Raw genomic sequence first — 17,044 nt, 5'->3', positions numbered from 1 at the left:
TTGTTGGACCGGGCCGCTTCTCCAACACCAAGGAACTCATCATGGCACGCAGCCATCCGATCGACCGCTACCGCAATATCGGCATCATGGCGCATATCGACGCCGGGAAGACCACCACGACGGAGCGGATCCTCTTCTACACCGGCAAGTCCTACAAGATCGGCGAAGTGCACGATGGTGCCGCGACGATGGACTGGATGGAGCAGGAACAAGAGCGCGGGATCACCATCACCTCCGCCGCCACGACCTGCTTCTGGAAGGTCGCCGACGGTCCGGAACACCGCATCAACATCATCGACACTCCCGGCCACGTAGACTTCACCATCGAAGTCGAACGTAGCTTGCGCGTGTTGGATGGCGCGGTGGCCTGCTTCGACGGCGTGGCCGGCGTTGAACCCCAGTCGGAAACCGTATGGCGCCAAGCCGACAAATACGGCGTCCCCCGGATGTGCTTCATTAATAAGCTCGACCGCACTGGCGCCAACTTCAAGTACTGCGTCCAGTCGATCATCGATCGTCTCGGTGCCAAGCCGGCTGTACTGTACATTCCGATCGGTCTCGAAGCCGACCTGAAGGGTCTGGTCGACCTCGTGCACAACCGCGCGATCATCTGGAAGGATGAATCGCTGGGCGCCGAGTTCGTCTACGAAGACATCCCCGCCGATCTGGCCGACGAAGCCGCGATTTATCGCAGCGAGCTGATCGAACTCGCCGTCGAACAGGACGACGACGCGATGGAAGCCTATCTCGAAGGCAACGAGCCCGACGTCGCAACGCTGAAGGCGCTGATCCGCAAGGGCACGCTCAACCAGTCGTTCGTGCCGGTGTGCTGCGGTTCGGCGTTCAAGAACAAGGGCGTGCAGCCCCTGCTCGACGCTGTGATCGATTACCTGCCTTCGCCGCTCGACATTCCTGACGTCCAGGGCGTCAAGATGGACAGCGACGAGGCCGATAGCCGTCCCCCGACGGACGAAGCGCCGTTCAGCGCGCTCGCGTTCAAGGTGATGAACGACCCGTTCGTGGGCAGCCTTACCTTCATCCGCATCTATTCGGGTTCGCTCAACAAGGGCACCTACCTGAACTCGGTGAAGGACAAGAAGGAAAAGGTCGGTCGTATGCTCGAAATGCATGCGAACGAGCGCAAGGACGTGGATGAAGCCTTCGCGGGCGACATCATCGCGCTGGCCGGCATGAAGGAAACCACCACCGGCGACACGCTGTGCTCCGAAAAGGCGCCGATCGTGCTCGAGCGGATGGAATTCCCCGAGCCGGTGATCGAGCTGTCGGTGGAACCGAAGACCAAGGCTGACCAGGAAAAGATGGGCATCGCGCTCAACCGCCTGTCGGCCGAGGATCCCTCGTTCCGCGTGTCGACCGATCACGAAAGCGGCCAGACCATCATCAAGGGCATGGGCGAATTGCACCTCGACATCATCGTCGATCGCATGAAGCGCGAGTTCAAGGTCGAAGCCAACGTGGGCGCGCCGCAGGTGGCTTACCGCGAATACCTCGCCCGCGAAGTCGAAGTCGATTACACCCACAAGAAGCAGTCGGGCGGCTCGGGCCAGTTCGGCCGCGTGAAGGTCACGGTCATCCCCGGTGAACGTGGTCAGGGCGTGATCTTCGAAGACGTGATCAAGGGCGGGAACATCCCGCGCGAATATATCCCGGCGATCGAAAAGGGCTTCCGTGAACAGGCGGCCAGCGGTCACCTGGTCGGCTTCCCGATCATCGACTTCAGCATCAAGCTGACCGATGGTGCGTACCACGACGTCGACTCGAGCGCGATCGCGTTCGAAATCGCCGCCCGCGGTGCCATGCGTGAAGTCGCGCAGAAGGCCGGTATCAAGCTGCTCGAGCCGATCATGAAGGTTGAAGTGGTCACTCCCGATGATTATCTCGGGGATGTCATCGGCGACCTGAACTCGCGGCGCGGACAGATCCAGGGCACCGACACGCGCGGCAATGCCCAGGCGGTCGAGGCCTTCGTGCCGCTCGCCAACATGTTCGGCTACGTCAACGAACTGCGCTCGTTCACGCAAGGACGCGCGAATTACTCCATGCAGTTCTCGCACTATGACGAGGTTCCGGCCAACGTCGCAGCCGAGGTCAAGGAGAAACTTGCCTAAGCCGGTTTGACCGTCTAGGGGCGGCGCCTGATTCAGCGGGCACCGCCGTTCTCCCGCGAACACATCGTTTCATTCAAGAAGGTACACCAGAGAAATGGCCAAGGAAAAGTTCCAGCGGAATAAGCCGCACTGCAACATCGGCACCATCGGTCACGTTGACCATGGCAAGACCACGCTGACCGCCGCAATCACCAAGGTGATGGCTGAAACCTACGGCGGCAGCGCCGTCGATTTCGCCAACATCGACAAGGCTCCGGAAGAGCGTGAGCGCGGGATCACCATCTCGACCGCACACGTCGAGTATGAATCGGCTGCCCGTCACTATGCGCACGTCGACTGCCCGGGTCACGCTGACTACGTGAAGAACATGATCACCGGTGCCGCCCAGATGGACGGCGCGATCCTGGTCGTGAACGCCGCCGACGGCCCGATGCCCCAGACCCGTGAGCACATCCTGCTCGCCCGTCAGGTCGGCGTGCCGGCGCTGGTCGTCTACATGAACAAGGTCGACCAGGTTGACGACGAGGAAATCCTCGAACTCGTCGAACTGGAAGTCCGCGAACTGCTGTCGTCGTACGACTTTGACGGTGATAACATTCCGATCATCAAGGGTTCGGCTCTGGCCGCTCTCGAAGGTCGCGATGACAACATCGGCAAGGATTCGGTGATTGCGCTGATCGAAGCTGTCGACAGCTTCATCCCGCAGCCCGACCGTCCGGTCGACAAGCCGTTCCTGATGCCGATCGAAGACGTGTTCTCGATCTCGGGTCGCGGCACCGTGGTGACCGGCCGTATCGAAACCGGCATCGTCAACGTCGGCGAAGAAGTCGAAATCGTCGGCATCAAGGACACCCGCAAGACCACCGTCACCGGCGTGGAAATGTTCCGCAAGCTGCTTGATCGCGGTGAAGCTGGCGACAACGTCGGCGCCCTGATCCGCGGCGTCGCCCGTGAAGAAGTCGAGCGTGGCCAGGTTCTCTGCAAGCCCGGTACGGTCAAGCCGCACACCGAGTTCGAAGCCGAAGTCTACGTGCTGTCGAAGGACGAAGGTGGCCGTCACACGCCGTTCTTCGCCAACTACCGCCCGCAGTTCTACTTCCGCACCACCGACGTGACCGGCGAAGTGATCCTTCCCGAAGGCACCGAAATGGTGATGCCGGGCGACAACGTGTCCATCGGCGTCAAGCTGATCGCACCGATCGCCATGGACGAAGGTCTGCGCTTCGCAATTCGCGAAGGCGGCCGCACCGTGGGTTCGGGCGTCGTTGCCAAGATCACCAAGTAAGGTTCTGCTCCCTCTGGGAGCGTAACTGAACGCAAAAAAGGCCCGGCCGCTCGGATGAGCTGCCGGGCCTTTTTTTGAAGAGCGCGGCCAGCAAAAGTGGGCACCGGTTTTGCGGTTCGGCCGCGCGGTGATTGGGGGCGGGCAGGGCGTCCTGACGGCATTTGCGCGGGTCCATTTCCGTCACGCGCAATTTCCTTTCAGATGCCTCTTGCCACGAGGGGGCGCTCTCCGTATAGGCGCGCATCCGCAGACGAGATTCGTCCCGTCTGTAACGAGTTTTGAGGAAGGCCGCCCGCCCACGGGAAACCGGAAGGTGCGGGACTGGCCTTTGTTTTTGGGAAATACCGGGCAACCGGTTGCTCCTTGGCTCTTTCGCATCGGTAGTAGGACATGGAAGCTCAGAATATCCGTATTCGCCTCAAGGCGTTTGATCACCGCGTTCTCGACCAGGCAACTGGTGAGATCGCCGATACGGCCCGCCGCACTGGCGCTCTTATTCGTGGCCCCATTCCGCTGCCGACGCGTATCGAGAAGTTCACCGTGAACCGCGGACCGCACGTCGACAAGAAGTCGCGCGAGCAGTTCGAGGTGCGGACCTACAAGCGGCTGCTCGATATCGTGCAGCCCAACGCCCAGACCGTCGATGCTTTGATGAAGCTCGATCTGGCTGCTGGCGTTAACGTCGAGATCAAGCTGGCCTAAGCCAGCCGAAATGCCCCCCGCTTCGGCAGGGGGCCTCTATCGTTGAGGCCATATGCGCCTCGCCTGACGATAGGGTGGATACCGCCGGATCGAATATCCGGGCTGCGTCCCCCGTCTCGCTCCAGCGGCCACCCGGCTTGCGGAGCACTCAGCCCGGACGGGGCGATGCATGACAATTTGGGCTGAACTGGGCTGCGGCGTCTGACGCTGTGGCCTGCCATGCACCTTGCGGATGGTCCGTAGGGTGCCTCTGTTGAGGAGTAACTGACGATGCGCACCGGCGTTATCGCAAAGAAAGTCGGGATGACCCGCCTCTTCCAGGAGGACGGACGGCACGTGCCTGTGACCGTTCTCGCGTTGGAAGATTGCCAGGTAGTCTCGCACCGTACTGAAGACCGCGATGGCTATTTCGCAGTCCAGCTCGGCGCGGGCGAAGCCAAGCAGAAGAACGTTGCCAAGCCGCAGCGTGAACATTTCGCCAAGGCCGATGTCGGCCTGAAGAAGCGCGTCGCTGAATTCCGCGTCGAAAACGCCGATGGCCTTGTGCCGGTCGGTTCGACCATCAGCGCCGAGCATTTCATCGCTGGCCAGATGGTTGACATCACCGGCCATACGCAGGGCAAGGGCTTCGCCGGCGCCATGAAGCGTTGGGGCTTCGGCGGTATGCGCGCCACCCACGGCGTTTCGATCTCGCACCGTGCCCACGGTTCGACGGGTAACCGTCAGGATCCGGGCCGCGTGTTCAAGGGCAAGAAGATGGCCGGCCACATGGGCGACCGTCAGCGCACCCAGCAGAACCTCGAAATCGTCCGCACGGATGCCGAGCGCGGCCTTCTCTTCGTCAAGGGCTCTGTCCCGGGCGCGAAGAATGGCTGGCTGCTGGTTCGTGACGCTGTGAAGCTGCCGCTTCCCGAAGGCGTGCCGTTCCCCGGCGCTGTGCTCTCGAAGCACGCTCCGCTGGCTGACGAGACCCCCTCGGTTGTCGAAGCTGCCGCGGAAGAAGCCATCGTGACCGAAGCTGTCGAAACCGACGCTGCGGCCACTGAAGAAAACAAGGAAGGCTGAGCCATGAAGATCAAGGTTCAGAAAATCGACGGCGGCAAGGCCTCGGGCGACATCGAACTGTCGGATGACGTGTTCGGCATCGAGCCGCGCGCCGACATCCTGCACCGGGTCGTGACCTGGCAGCTGGAAAACCGCCGCGGCACCGCCCGCCCGACGCGTGAGCGTTCGGACGTGGCCCGCACCGGCAAGAAGTTCGGCAAGCAGAAGGGCGGCGGTACCGCCCGTCACGGCGACCGTGCAGCTCCGATCTTCATCGGCGGCGGCAAGGCCCATGGCGCGCGCAAGCGTGACTTCGAGCAGTCGCTCAACAAGAAGATCCGTGCGCTTGGCCTCAAGATGGCGCTTTCGAGCAAGGCCAAGGACGGTCTCGTCGTGGTCGACACGCTGGAACTGGCTGAAGCCAAGACCAAGGCGCTCAAGGGTCACCTCGCCAAGGCCGGTTTCTCGGGCAAGATCCTGGTGATCGACGGCGAACAGGTCGATGCAGGCTTCAAGAAGGCCGCCGGCAACCTTCCGGGCATTAACGTGCTCCCGGCCATGGGTGCCAATGTCTACGACATCCTCAACCACGACACCCTGGTGCTGACCAAGGCTGCTGTCGAAAAGCTGGAGGCGCGCTTCAATGGCTAAGAAGCAGACTGTCGATGCGCGTCACTACGACGTGATCATCGCGCCGCACATCACCGAAAAGTCGACCCTCGCGTCGGAACATAATGCCGTGGTCTTCAAGGTCGCCAAGGATGCGACCAAGCCGCAGATCAAGGAAGCGATCGAGGCGATCTACGACAAGAAGGTCGTCGCCGTGAACACCCTGGTCCAGAAGGGCAAGACCAAGCGCTGGAAGGGCAAGGCCTATCAGCGCAGCGACGTGAAGAAGGCCATTGTCACCCTCGCCGAGGGTGACATGATCGACATCACCAGCGGTATCTGAGGCCAAGGGACAGGACACGAACAATGGCACTCAAGAACTATAAGCCGACCAGTCCCGCTCGCCGCGGTCTGATTTTGGTGGACAAGTCTGCCCTGTGGAAGGGCAAGCCGGTCAAGGCGCTTACCGAAGGTAAGCACAAGACCGGTGGCCGTAACAACAAGGGCCATGTCACCTCGCGTGGCATCGCGGGTGGTCACAAGCAGAAGTACCGCTTCATCGACTTCAAGCGTCGCAAGTGGGACATGCCGGCCACCGTCGAGCGTCTGGAATATGACCCGAACCGCACCGCCTTCATCGCTCTGGTGAAGTACGATGACGGCGAACAGGCCTACATCATCGCTCCGCAGCGTCTCGCCGTTGGTGACACGGTCGTGGCCGGTGAGAAGACCGACACCAAGCCGGGCAACGCCATGTTGCTGGGTCAGATGCCGGTCGGCACCATTTGCCACAACGTGGAAATGAAGCCGGGCAAGGGCGGTCAGATTGCCCGTTCGGCAGGCACCTATGTGCAGGTCGTCGGCCGTGACCGTGCGATGGTCATCGTCCGCCTGAACTCGGGCGAACAGCGTTACCTGCGCGCCGATTGCATGGGCACTGTGGGCGCTGTGTCGAACCCCGACAACGGCAACCAGAATTTCGCCAAGGCTGGCCGCAAGCGTTGGATGGGCGTCCGCCCGCTGACCCGCGGTGTTGCCAAGAACCCGGTCGATCACCCGCACGGCGGTGGTGAAGGCCGCACCTCGGGCGGCCGTCATCCGGTTACTCCGTGGGGCAAGCCGACCAAGGGTGCCCGTACGCGCCACAACAAGCAGACGGACAAGATGATTATCCGTTCGCGTCACGCGAAGAAGAAGAGGTAAGAGACGATGGCACGTTCCGTCTGGAAAGGTCCGTTTGTCGAGCTGAGCCTTCTGAAGAAGGCTGAAAGCGCGCAGGAAGCGAGCAACACCAAGCCGATCAAGACCTGGTCGCGGCGTTCGACGATTCTGCCGCAGTTCGTCGGGCTCACCTTCAATGTCTATAACGGGCACAAGTTCATTCCCGTTTCGGTTTCTGAAGAAATGGTCGGCCACAAGCTCGGCGAATTTGCGCCCACGCGCACCTTCCCCGGTCACGCTGCCGACAAGAAGGGCAAGCGCTAATGGGCAAGGCTAAGGCACCCCGCCGCGTCGGCGATAACGAGGCTCTGGCTGTCGGCACCACGATCCGTGGTTCGGCGCAGAAGCTGAACCTCGTTGCCGCACTGATCCGTGGCAAGAAGGCTGAAGAGGCGTTGAACATCCTCGCCTTTTCGAAGCGGGCAATGGCACGCGATGCGAGCAAGGTGCTCGCATCGGCAATCGCCAATGCTGAGAACAACCACAACCTCGACGTTGACGCGTTGATCGTGGCGGAAGCCTCGGTCGGCAAGTCGGTGACGATGAAGCGGTTCCACACCCGCGGTCGCGGCAAGTCGACCCGCATCCTCAAGCCGTTCTCACGGCTGCGGATCGTGGTTCGCGAAGCAGAAGAGGCGTAAGATGGGCCAGAAGAGCAATCCGATCGGTCTGCGCCTGCAGATCAACCGCACCTGGGACAGCCGCTGGTACGCCGAAGGGCGTGACTATGCGCAGCTGCTCAAGGAAGATGTCGCGATCCGCAAGTACATCATGAAGAACCTGCCGCAGGCGGCAGTTTCCAAGGTGGTGATCGAGCGTCCGGCCAAGCTGTGCCGCGTGTCGATCTATGCGGCGCGTCCGGGTGTCATCATCGGCAAGAAGGGCGCGGACATCGAAAAGCTTCGTTCGAAGCTTGCGACCATGACGCCGAGCGACGTGAAGCTGAACATCGTTGAAATCCGCAAGCCGGAAATCGATGCCAAGCTCGTTGCGCAGGGCATCGCCGATCAGCTGGTTCGTCGAGTTGCGTTCCGCCGGGCGATGAAGCGTGCCGTGCAGTCGGCGCTGCGTCTTGGTGCCGAAGGCATCAAGATCGTATGCGGTGGCCGTCTCGGCGGGGCGGAAATCGCCCGCGTCGAATGGTACCGCGAAGGCCGCGTGCCGCTCCACACGCTGCGTGCCAACATCGATTACGCCGACACCGAGGCGCTCACCGCCTACGGGATCATCGGGATCAAGGTGTGGATCTTCAAGGGCGAGATCCTCGCCCATGATCCGACCGCGCAGGACCGCCTGATGATGGAAGCCCAGACTTCCGGCGTCCGGCCGGCTCGTTGAGGTAACAGACCATGTTGCAACCGAAAAAGCACAAGTTCCGCAAGCAGTTCAAGGGACGGATCAAGGGCGAAGCCAAGGGTGGAACCACCCTGAACTTCGGCTCCTACGGCCTCAAGGCTCTGGAACCCGAGCGGATCACTGCGCGCCAGATCGAAGCTGCGCGCCGTGCCATCACCCGTCACATCAAGCGTCAGGGTCGTCTCTGGATCCGCGTGTTCCCCGATGTGCCCGTGACCAAGAAGCCTGCCGAAGTTCGTCAGGGTAAGGGCAAGGGTTCGGTGGAATACTGGGCAGCGCGCGTGAAGCCGGGCCGTATCCTGTTCGAACTCGATGGCGTGGCCGGTCCGCTGGCTGCCGAAGCATTCGAGCGCGCAGCGATGAAGCTGCCGATCAAGACCAAGGTTGTCGCCCGTCTGGGTGACACCAGCCACCTGGGAGGCGAATAATGGCCGACTTTGCGGACCTTCGCACCAAGACCGATGACCAGCTGTCCGCCGAGCTCACCGAGCTGAAGCGGGAGCAGTACAATCTGCGGTTCCAGGCTGCGACCAACCAGCTCGAGGCTCCCTCGCGCATCCGTCAGGTGCGCCGGACCATCGCGCAGATCAAGACGCTTCAGAACGAGCGCGCGGCCAAAGCCGCCGCTGTTAAAGCGTAAGGAGTAAGCACATGCCCAAGCGCATCCTCGTCGGTACTGTGAGCTCCGACAAGACCGACAAGACCGTGACCGTGCTGGTCGAACGCAAGGTGAAGCACCCCCTCTACGGGAAGATCATCCGTCGTTCGAAGAAGTATCACGCGCACGACGAGAACAACGAATACACCGTGGGCGACGTGGTGCGGATCGAAGAGACCCGCCCGATGTCGAAGACCAAGACCTGGATCGTCAAGGACCGGGTTGTGGCGGGTGGCGTGCAGGCGGTGGAAGCCGACCTCGACGTTGCGGCTGCGGGTAACTGAGTAACTGACGTTCAATCGGAACTCCCGGGCCCCGGTCGGATCGGGCGTCCCGGAAAGCCAATGAGAAGGAAGACGGATCAATGATCCAGATGCAATCCAATCTCGACGTCGCGGACAATAGCGGCGCCAAGCGCGTCCAGTGCATCAAGGTGCTGGGCGGGTCGAAGCGTCGTACCGCGGGCGTCGGCGATGTGATCGTCGTCTCCATCAAGGAGGCGCAGCCGCGCGCCAAGGTCAAGAAGGGCGATGTCCATCGCGCCGTGATCGTGCGCACTCGCAAGGACGTGCGTCGTCCGGATGGCACTGTCATCCGCTTCGACACCAACGCTGCCGTGCTGGTCAACAAGAACGAGGAGCCGATCGGCACCCGTATCTTTGGCCCCGTGGTGCGTGAACTGCGTTCGCGCGGCTTCATGAAGATCATCTCGCTCGCGCCGGAGGTGCTGTGATGGCTGCTGCCAAGATCAAGAAGGGTGACAGCGTCGTCGTGCTGTCGGGCAAGGACAAGGGGCGTACCGGTACGGTCGCTCAGGTCATGCCGAAGGACGGCAAGGTTGTTGTCGAGGGCGTGAACATCGTCGCCCGTCACCGCAAGCCCAGCCAGACCAACCCCCAGGGTGGTATCGACCGTTTCTCGGCTCCGATGCACATCTCCAAGGTTGCGATCGCTGATCCCAAGACCGGCAAGGCCACCCGCGTCCGCTTCGAAACGAAGGACGGTCGCAAGGTGCGTGTCGCCGTGAAGAGTGGGGAGACCATCGATGGTTGATTATACCGCACGGATGAAGGCCAAGTACGATACGGAAATCGTGCCGGCCATGACCGAGAAGTTCGGCTACAAGAACCGTCTTGAAGTTCCGAAGCTTGAGAAGGTCACGCTCAACATGGGTGTGGGAGAGGCGAGCCAGGACAAGAAGAAGGTCCAGACCGCTGCCGAGGAAATGGCGCTGATCGCCGGCCAGAAGCCGGTCATCACCATCGCCAAGAAGTCGATCGCGCAGTTCAAGCTGCGTGAAGGCATGCCGATCGGTTGCAAGGTCACCCTTCGCCGCGAACGCATGTACGAATTTCTCGATCGTCTCGTGACCGTGGCCATGCCGCGCATCCGCGACTTCCGTGGTCTGAACGCCAAGTCGTTCGACGGCCGCGGCAACTACGCGATGGGGCTGAAGGAACAGATCGTGTTCCCCGAAATCAGCTACGACAAGATCGAGAAGGTGCGTGGCATGGACATCATCGTCACCACCACAGCCAAGACCGATGAAGAGGCGCGCGAACTGCTGCGTCTGTTCGGCTTCCCCTTCCAGGGCGAAGCACCGGGCGCAAAGGCAACCGAACAGAAGGAGGCGGCGTGAGCCGCCTCCCCCAAAAGACACTAGGCAAGAGAGCTTAAGTCCATGGCGAAACTGAGTTCCATCAACAAGAATGAGCGTCGCAAGAAGCTCGTGAAGCAGTACGCTGCGAAGTACGAGAAGCTGAAGGCGATTGCTGCCGATGAATCGCTTGACGAGACCGAGCGCCTGGTCGCTCGCCTCAAGATGGCGGAGCTTCCGCGCAACGCAAACCCGACCCGGGTTCGCAACCGTTGCGCCACCACCGGCCGTCCCCGCGGCTATTACCGCAAGTTCGGCATCAACCGTATCGAACTGCGCCAACTCGGTAACAGCGGGATGATCCCCGGCCTGACCAAGTCGAGCTGGTGAGGACTGAACAATGGCAATGACCGATCCACTGGGTGACATGCTCACCCGCATCCGCAACGGCCAGCGCGCGAAGAAGGACTCTGTCCTGACGCCCGCCAGCAACCTGCGTGCAAGCGTGCTCGAAGTGCTTCAGCGTGAAGGCTACATCCGTGGCTACAGCGAAGATAACTCGGGCAAGCACCCCGCGCTGCGGATTGAACTGAAGTATTTCGAAGGCGAGCCCGCGATCAAGCACGTGGCGCGCGTTTCGAAGCCGGGCCGCCGCGTTTACTCGGGTTCCAAGGAACTGCCGACGATCCGCAACGGCCTCGGTATCACCATCGTCTCGACCCCGCGGGGCGTGCTTTCGGATGCCGAAGCGCGCACCCACAACGTCGGTGGCGAAGTGCTGGCGGAGGTGTTCTGATGAGCCGCATCGGTAAAAAGCCGGTGGCGATCCCTGGCGGTGTGACCGCCACGATCGACAACGGCACCATGACGGTGAAGGGGCCTAAGGGCACTCTCACGCTCGGGTTGTCGGACCTCATCGACTACAAGGTCGAAGAGGGCGAGATCTCGGTCAAGCCGGCCAATGACAGCCGCCAGGCGCGGGCCTTCTGGGGCATGCAGCGCACGCTGGTCTCTAATCTTGTCGAAGGCGTCACCGACGGCTTCACCAAGGTGCTGGTGATCAAGGGTGTCGGCTACCGTGCCAACGCACAGGGCCGCACGCTGAAGCTGCAGCTCGGCTACAGCCACGATGTCGATCTGCCGGTTCCCGAGGGTCTTGAAGTCAAGACCCCCGATCAGACCACCGTCGAGGTTTCGGGTACCGACAAGCAGGCCGTTGGCCAGTTTGCCGCTGAAATCCGCCGCTGGCGCAAGCCCGAGCCTTATAAGGGCAAGGGGATCGCCTATCGCGGCGAGTTTATCTTCCGCAAGGAAGGGAAGAAGAGATAAGATGGCAAAGCTTTCCCTTTTCGAACGTCGCCGTCGCCGCGTCCGCACTGCGCTGCGCGCCCGTGCCGGTGGCAAGCCCCGTTTGTCGGTGCATCGCACCGGTCGTCACATCTACGCCCAGATCATCGATGACGCGGCCGGCAAGACTGTCGCCGCTGCCTCGACGCTCGGCGCCAAGGCGAGCGGCGCCAATGTCGACGCCGCTGTCGAGGTTGGCAAGGCAATCGCCGAAGCTGCCAAGAAGGCGGGCGTGACGACTGTCGTGTTCGATCGCGGCGGGTTCCTGTTCCATGGTCGCGTCAAGGCGCTGGCCGATGCCGCCCGTGAAGGCGGGCTGGAGTTCTGATTATGGCTGACGAGAACACCATCGAAACCCCGGACGTGGCGGTTGTTGAAACTGGCGGCGACGCCGGCGAAGCCCAGGGTCGTCGTGGCCGTGGCCGTGGCGGCAACCGTGAAGGCGGCGGCGGCGATCGCGGTCGTGGACGCGGCGGTCGTGACAACAACCGTGGCGGCAAGCAGGAAGAAGATGACGGCATCATCGAAAAGCTGGTGCACATCAACCGCGTCTCCAAGACCGTGAAGGGCGGCAAGCGCTTCGGCTTTGCTGCGCTGGTCGTGGTCGGCGACGGTCAGGGCCGCGTCGGCTTTGGCCACGGCAAGGCTCGCGAAGTGCCTGAAGCGATCACCAAGGCGACTGCCGCGGCTCGCAAGAAGATGATCCGCGTTCCGCTCAAGGAAGGCCGCACCCTGCACCATGACGGCAATGGCCGTTTCGGTGCCGGCAAGGTGACCCTGCGCACCGCGCCTGCGGGTACCGGCATCATCGCCGGTGGTCCGATGCGCGCCGTCTTCGAGAGCCTCGGCGTTGCCGATGTGGTGACCAAGTCGGTCGGCACCTCGAACCCCTACAACATGATCCGCGCCACCTTCGACGCGCTGACTGAGCAGACTTCGCCGAAGTCGGTTGCCCAGCGTCGCGGCAAGAAGGTTGCCGACCTGCTTGGTCGGGGCGGAGCAAGTGCAGCCGAGGCGGAAGCCGATGCTGCCGCGATCGCGGAGTAACCGACAATGGCTACCATCAAGATCAAGCAGATCGGTTCGCCGATCCGCCGCCCCGCCAGCCAGCGCCAGATCCTTATCGGTCTGGGTCTGAACAAGATGCACAAGATCGTTGAGCGTCAGGACACCCCCGAGGTGCGCGGCGCGATCGCGAAGATCCCGCATCTGGTGCAGGTGGTCGACTAAAACTCAGGCAGGCCCCGCTAAGTCGGGGCCTTCCTTTCTATCAGCGCGACAAAAGCGAAAGCGAGTGCACACTATGAAGCTGAATGACATCCGCGACAATGCCGGCGCCCGTAAGGGCCGCATCCGGGTCGGCCGTGGTATCGGCTCGGGCAAGGGTAAGACCTCGGCTCGCGGCCAAAAGGGCCAGAAGGCGCGTTCCGGCGTTGCCATCAAGGGCTTCGAAGGCGGCCAGATGCCGCTTCACATGCGTCTTCCGAAGCGCGGCTTCAACAACCCGTTCGGCAAGGATTATGCCGAGGTGAATGTTGGCATGGTCCAGAAGTTCATCGACGCGGGCAAGCTCGACGCCAAGGCAACCATCACCGAAGACGCTCTGCGCGCTGTCGGTCTGGTGCGTGACGGCAAGGACGGCGTGCGTCTGCTCGGCAAGGGTGAAATCACCGCCAAGGTGACCTTCGCCGTGACCGGTGCGACCAAGGGCGCCATCGCTGCGGTCGAAAAGGCCGGCGGCAGCGTCGAAGTGGCACCCGCTGCCACTCCCGAGCACGAAAAGAAGCTCGCTCGCCGCGACGCCAACAAGGCGGCCAAGGCGGCAAAGGCGAAGTAATCGACAAAAGGTGGTGCGCGGGGGTTCGACAAGAGCCCCCGCGCTCCCTATTTACGCTCTCGCGCGCCGGACGGGTTCTCTTTGTAGAGCGAGTTCCCGCAGCACAGGCGCGCTAAGAATGGTTCGACAATGGCCGCCAACCGGTCATTGCCACCGGATCAAGAGCTAGGATCGACACAACGACATGGCATCACGCGCCGACAATATCGCGAGCAATCTCAACCTCGGCAATTTTGCCAAGGCGACCGAGCTCAAGCAGCGCATCTGGTTCACGATCGGCGCGCTGATTGTCTTCCGCTTTCTGAGCTTCGTTCCGCTCCCGGGTGTGAACCCGCTGATCCTGAGCGAGCTCTATCAGCAGACGCGCGGCGGGATCCTCGATCTTTTCAACGCATTCTCGGGCGGCAGCCTTGAGCGCATGAGCCTCATCGCGCTCGGCGTGATGCCTTACATCACCGCCTCGATCGTGGTGCAGATGGCCTCGGCGCTGCATCCGGCGCTGTCTGCGCTCAAGAAGGAAGGCGCCAGCGGGCGTCAGAAGCTCAACCAGTACACCCGCTATGGCGCGGTGCTGCTGTGCGCAATCCAGGGCTATTTCCTCGCGGTCGGGCTTGAGAGCTTCGCCGGGCAGAGCAACCTTCAGGCGGTCGTCGACCCGGGCTACATGTTCCGCATCGTGGCGGTTATCAACCTCGTGGGCGGGACCATGTTCCTGCTGTGGCTTGGTGAGCAGATCACCAGCCGCGGCATCGGCAACGGCATCTCGCTGATCATCATGGCGGGCATTGTTGCCCAGTTCCCGAGCTTTGCGACCAACCTGTTCGAAGGCGGCCGTACTGGCTCGATCGCGCCGTGGGTTATCATCGCGTTCCTTGCGATGGTCGTCGGCCTGATCCTGCTGATCTCCTTCATGGAACGCGCCCAGCGCCGTCTGACGATCCAGTATCCCAAGCGTGCGACGCAGCGTGGCATGATGCAGGCCGAGCGGTCCTATCTGCCGCTCAAGATCAACACCGCGGGCGTGATCCCGCCGATCTTCGCCAGCTCGCTGCTGCTTCTCCCGCTGACGATCACGCAGTTTGCGGGCAGCTCGGTCGATACCGAGAGTGGTTTCTACAGTGTGCTGCAGGCACTCAACCAGTACCTCGCGCACGGTCAGCCGCTCTACATGACGCTCTATGCGATTGGGATCATCTTCTTCTGCTTCTTCTACACGGCGGTGGTCTTCAATCCCGAAGAGACGGCGGATAACTTGAAGAAGAACGGCGGTTCCATCCCTGGCATCCGTCCGGGCAAGCGCACCTCCGACTATCTCGAATATGTGCTGACCCGCATCACGGTGGTTGGCGCGATCTATCTGACCGTCGTTTGCGTGCTGCCCGAATACATGATCGCGCAGACGGGCATTCCGCTGTTCCTCGGCGGTACGTCGCTGCTGATCGTGGTGAACGTGACGGTCGATACCATCAGCCAGATCCAGTCACACATGCTGGCGCTGCAATATGGCGATCTCATCAAGAAAGCGAAGCTCAAGGGTCGGATGCGCTGATATCCGACATTAGTCGGCTTGACGCAGACCCCTGCTTGGTTGAACCCACTAGTCTGAAAGAACGCGCCGGGCGCTGACCCGTGGCGATATTGGGGGACGGTTCGTGAACATCATTCTTCTTGGGCCTCCCGGCGCCGGTAAGGGAACGCAGAGCGCGGGTTTGGTCGAGCGGCATGGCATGCGCCAGCTCTCCACCGGCGACATGCTCCGTGCGGCGGTCAAGGCGGGTACGCCTGTGGGCTTGCGCGCAAAGGAAGTCATGGAGCGCGGCGAGCTTGTTTCGGACGAGATCGTTTCCGACCTGATCGACGCCGAACTGGCCGCCATGGCGGGCGAAACAGGCGCGATCTTCGATGGCTATCCCCGCACCGCCGCGCAGGCAGACGCGCTTGACGCTATTCTCGCCAAGAATGGCCGCGAACTCGATCATGTGATCGAGCTCGAGGTCAACGAGGACGCGCTGGTCGAGCGGATCACCGGGCGTTTCTCCTGCGGCAATTGCGGTGCGCTCTACCACGACACCGCCAATCCGCCCTCGACCCCCGGGGTTTGTGACACTTGCGGCAGCACCGAGTTCAAGCGTCGTCCCGACGATAACGAGGAAACCGTGCGGATGCGGATGCAGGAATACCGCGCCAAGACCGCGCCGATCCTGCCTGGCTACGAGGCGCGCGGCATCGTTACCCGGGTGGACGGGATGGCAGCGATTGACACGGTCGCCGGTCAGATCGACGCGATCCTCGCAAGCTGAACGGAGCGGGGACTTGTGTCCCCTCCGCTTTTGCCCCAGCGTCACACCGTGATCGCAAGGGAGGTCTTGCCATGAATCTTACCATGACAAAGGGCAGGGCGCTGCTCGGCTTCGCTGCGCTCGCCTGCGGAGCGCCTGCCGCCGCGGAGGTGACGCGAGCGACTGACTCCAGCTTCGTTTCGCGACACGAAGTGGTGGTTGAAGCAACACCGAAGGAGGTCTGGCTCGCGCTGATTTCGCCCGCGACCTGGTGGCGTTCGGAGCATACCTGGTCGGGCAGTTCCAAGAACCTGACGCTCGTTCCCCAGGCGGGCGGGTGCTTCTGCGAGACGATCCCCGAAGTCGACGAACCCGGCCGCTTCACGCTTGAGGGCAGCGTCGAGCATATGCGCGTGGTGCAGGCCTATCCCGAGCAGGCGCTGCGGATGATCGGCAGCCTCGGCCCGCTTCAGAGCGAACCGGTGACTGGTGTGCTTACGGTCGCGATCAGCAAGATCGACAAGGGCACGCGCATCGTCTGGGAATACAATGTCGGCGGCCCGATGCGTTACGAAATTCCCGTAATCTCCAAAGCGGTCGATGGTGTGATGGCCGCGCAGCTGGCCGCGTTGACGAAGCCGCTCAAGGTGGTGGCAATGCCCGCGCCGCCTCGGCCGCTGCTGCCTTCCGCACCGGCGACCGAGCCGCCGCCTGCAGTCGGGAAGCCAGCACTGCCGCCGGTTGGCGGCGCGGCCGGTCCTGCGCAGGGGGCCGCTCCCAAGCCCGAGATCAAGCCAGCGCCCATGCTGGCATCGCCGCCGACTGCCACTCCTGCTGCGCCCGTCGCTGCACCCAAGCCAGCGCCGAAGCCTGCCCCGAAAGCCCCTTCGGTCGAGGATGCGTTCGGCGATCTCGACGATTCACCCAAGAGCTAATCGCCGGACCAGCGGGTCGGGCAGGGTGCGCAGCTATCTTCTTGA

The 17,044-nt window shown here is 62.3% G+C and carries 26 protein-coding genes; all 26 read left to right on the top strand.

Going from position 1 to position 17,044, the window contains the following annotated elements; all coding sequences use genetic code 11:
* Window positions 1-41: 41 nt before the first annotated feature.
* The 26 genes from fusA to KVF90_RS13560 all read left to right on the top strand — a co-directional run bounded on the left by fusA (window position 42) and on the right by KVF90_RS13560 (window position 16,999).
* Window positions 42-2,129 (top strand): elongation factor G, encoded by a 2,088-nt coding sequence (gene fusA, locus KVF90_RS13685; RefSeq protein ID WP_264392122.1) that lies wholly within the window; start codon window positions 42-44, stop codon window positions 2,127-2,129.
* A gap of 94 nt (window positions 2,130-2,223) precedes the next feature.
* Window positions 2,224-3,414: an elongation factor Tu gene (tuf, locus tag KVF90_RS13680; RefSeq protein ID WP_264392121.1), complete on the top strand. Its 1,191-nt coding sequence runs from the start codon at window positions 2,224-2,226 to the stop codon at window positions 3,412-3,414.
* A 390-nt stretch (window positions 3,415-3,804) separates the two neighbouring features.
* Complete coding sequence (rpsJ, locus tag KVF90_RS13675; RefSeq protein ID WP_017665146.1) at window positions 3,805-4,116, top strand: 30S ribosomal protein S10; 312 nt, start codon at window positions 3,805-3,807, stop codon at window positions 4,114-4,116.
* A 270-nt stretch (window positions 4,117-4,386) separates the two neighbouring features.
* Window positions 4,387-5,181, top strand: coding sequence for a 50S ribosomal protein L3 (gene rplC, locus KVF90_RS13670; protein WP_264392120.1), 795 nt, complete (start codon window positions 4,387-4,389; stop codon window positions 5,179-5,181).
* A 3-nt stretch (window positions 5,182-5,184) separates the two neighbouring features.
* A complete protein-coding gene (gene rplD, locus KVF90_RS13665; protein WP_264392119.1) occupies window positions 5,185-5,811 on the top strand; it encodes a 50S ribosomal protein L4 in 627 nt (208 codons plus the stop codon).
* Window positions 5,804-6,112, top strand: a complete 309-nt coding sequence (locus KVF90_RS13660) for a 50S ribosomal protein L23 (RefSeq protein ID WP_264392118.1) — start codon at window positions 5,804-5,806, stop codon at window positions 6,110-6,112. The genes rplD and KVF90_RS13660 overlap by 8 nt, the downstream gene beginning before the upstream one ends.
* 23 nt (window positions 6,113-6,135) lie before the next feature.
* Window positions 6,136-6,972, top strand: coding sequence for a 50S ribosomal protein L2 (rplB, locus tag KVF90_RS13655; RefSeq protein ID WP_264392117.1), 837 nt, complete (start codon window positions 6,136-6,138; stop codon window positions 6,970-6,972).
* Between the two features lie 6 nt (window positions 6,973-6,978).
* A complete protein-coding gene (gene rpsS, locus KVF90_RS13650) occupies window positions 6,979-7,254 on the top strand; it encodes a 30S ribosomal protein S19 (RefSeq protein ID WP_086609099.1) in 276 nt (91 codons plus the stop codon).
* Window positions 7,254-7,631, top strand: a complete 378-nt coding sequence (gene rplV / locus KVF90_RS13645) for a 50S ribosomal protein L22 (protein WP_067405065.1) — start codon at window positions 7,254-7,256, stop codon at window positions 7,629-7,631. Before rpsS ends, rplV begins: the two co-directional genes overlap by 1 nt.
* A gap of 1 nt (window position 7,632) precedes the next feature.
* Window positions 7,633-8,328 carry a 30S ribosomal protein S3 gene (rpsC, locus tag KVF90_RS13640; protein WP_264392116.1) on the top strand — a complete coding sequence of 232 codons (696 nt, stop codon included), beginning with the start codon at window positions 7,633-7,635 and terminating at the stop codon, window positions 8,326-8,328.
* An 11-nt stretch (window positions 8,329-8,339) separates the two neighbouring features.
* The gene (rplP, locus tag KVF90_RS13635) at window positions 8,340-8,774 is read left to right on the top strand and encodes a 50S ribosomal protein L16 (protein ID WP_160761284.1); all 435 of its coding nucleotides are present in this window, start codon (window positions 8,340-8,342) and stop codon (window positions 8,772-8,774) included.
* Complete coding sequence (gene rpmC / locus KVF90_RS13630) at window positions 8,774-8,986, top strand: 50S ribosomal protein L29 (RefSeq protein WP_264392115.1); 213 nt, start codon at window positions 8,774-8,776, stop codon at window positions 8,984-8,986. The genes rplP and rpmC overlap by 1 nt, the downstream gene beginning before the upstream one ends.
* 11 nt (window positions 8,987-8,997) lie before the next feature.
* Window positions 8,998-9,288 (top strand): 30S ribosomal protein S17, encoded by a 291-nt coding sequence (gene rpsQ, locus KVF90_RS13625; RefSeq protein WP_264392114.1) that lies wholly within the window; start codon window positions 8,998-9,000, stop codon window positions 9,286-9,288.
* Between the two features lie 80 nt (window positions 9,289-9,368).
* Window positions 9,369-9,737 (top strand): 50S ribosomal protein L14, encoded by a 369-nt coding sequence (gene rplN / locus KVF90_RS13620; protein WP_264392113.1) that lies wholly within the window; start codon window positions 9,369-9,371, stop codon window positions 9,735-9,737.
* A complete protein-coding gene (gene rplX / locus KVF90_RS13615) occupies window positions 9,737-10,057 on the top strand; it encodes a 50S ribosomal protein L24 (protein ID WP_264392112.1) in 321 nt (106 codons plus the stop codon). The genes rplN and rplX overlap by 1 nt, the downstream gene beginning before the upstream one ends.
* The gene (rplE, locus tag KVF90_RS13610) at window positions 10,050-10,643 is read left to right on the top strand and encodes a 50S ribosomal protein L5 (RefSeq protein ID WP_264392111.1); all 594 of its coding nucleotides are present in this window, start codon (window positions 10,050-10,052) and stop codon (window positions 10,641-10,643) included. The genes rplX and rplE overlap by 8 nt, the downstream gene beginning before the upstream one ends.
* A 42-nt stretch (window positions 10,644-10,685) precedes the next feature.
* Window positions 10,686-10,991 (top strand): 30S ribosomal protein S14, encoded by a 306-nt coding sequence (gene rpsN, locus KVF90_RS13605; RefSeq protein ID WP_069310542.1) that lies wholly within the window; start codon window positions 10,686-10,688, stop codon window positions 10,989-10,991.
* A gap of 10 nt (window positions 10,992-11,001) precedes the next feature.
* A complete protein-coding gene (gene rpsH / locus KVF90_RS13600; RefSeq protein WP_264392110.1) occupies window positions 11,002-11,397 on the top strand; it encodes a 30S ribosomal protein S8 in 396 nt (131 codons plus the stop codon).
* On the top strand, window positions 11,397-11,930 hold the full coding sequence (rplF, locus tag KVF90_RS13595) for a 50S ribosomal protein L6 (RefSeq protein WP_264392109.1): 534 nt from the start codon (window positions 11,397-11,399) through the stop codon (window positions 11,928-11,930). Before rpsH ends, rplF begins: the two co-directional genes overlap by 1 nt.
* 1 nt (window position 11,931) lies before the next feature.
* Complete coding sequence (gene rplR / locus KVF90_RS13590) at window positions 11,932-12,276, top strand: 50S ribosomal protein L18 (RefSeq protein WP_160761276.1); 345 nt, start codon at window positions 11,932-11,934, stop codon at window positions 12,274-12,276.
* A 2-nt stretch (window positions 12,277-12,278) separates the two neighbouring features.
* Window positions 12,279-12,995: a 30S ribosomal protein S5 gene (rpsE, locus tag KVF90_RS13585; RefSeq protein ID WP_264392108.1), complete on the top strand. Its 717-nt coding sequence runs from the start codon at window positions 12,279-12,281 to the stop codon at window positions 12,993-12,995.
* Window positions 12,996-13,001: 6 nt separating this feature from the next.
* The gene (gene rpmD / locus KVF90_RS13580) at window positions 13,002-13,178 is read left to right on the top strand and encodes a 50S ribosomal protein L30 (protein WP_066529830.1); all 177 of its coding nucleotides are present in this window, start codon (window positions 13,002-13,004) and stop codon (window positions 13,176-13,178) included.
* Between the two features lie 73 nt (window positions 13,179-13,251).
* On the top strand, window positions 13,252-13,785 hold the full coding sequence (gene rplO, locus KVF90_RS13575) for a 50S ribosomal protein L15 (protein ID WP_264392107.1): 534 nt from the start codon (window positions 13,252-13,254) through the stop codon (window positions 13,783-13,785).
* Between the two features lie 184 nt (window positions 13,786-13,969).
* Window positions 13,970-15,334 (top strand): preprotein translocase subunit SecY, encoded by a 1,365-nt coding sequence (gene secY, locus KVF90_RS13570; RefSeq protein ID WP_264392106.1) that lies wholly within the window; start codon window positions 13,970-13,972, stop codon window positions 15,332-15,334.
* Between the two features lie 103 nt (window positions 15,335-15,437).
* Window positions 15,438-16,085, top strand: a complete 648-nt coding sequence (locus KVF90_RS13565; protein WP_264392105.1) for an adenylate kinase — start codon at window positions 15,438-15,440, stop codon at window positions 16,083-16,085.
* 71 nt (window positions 16,086-16,156) lie between these two features.
* Window positions 16,157-16,999, top strand: a complete 843-nt coding sequence (locus KVF90_RS13560) for an SRPBCC family protein (protein WP_264392104.1) — start codon at window positions 16,157-16,159, stop codon at window positions 16,997-16,999.
* Window positions 17,000-17,044: the final 45 nt, after the last annotated feature.

Origin of the sequence: Porphyrobacter sp. ULC335 (genome assembly GCF_025917005.1) — a bacterium.
Taxonomy (GTDB): Bacteria; Pseudomonadota; Alphaproteobacteria; order Sphingomonadales; family Sphingomonadaceae; genus Erythrobacter.
This window is presented reverse-complemented; position numbering and strand designations above follow the sequence as displayed.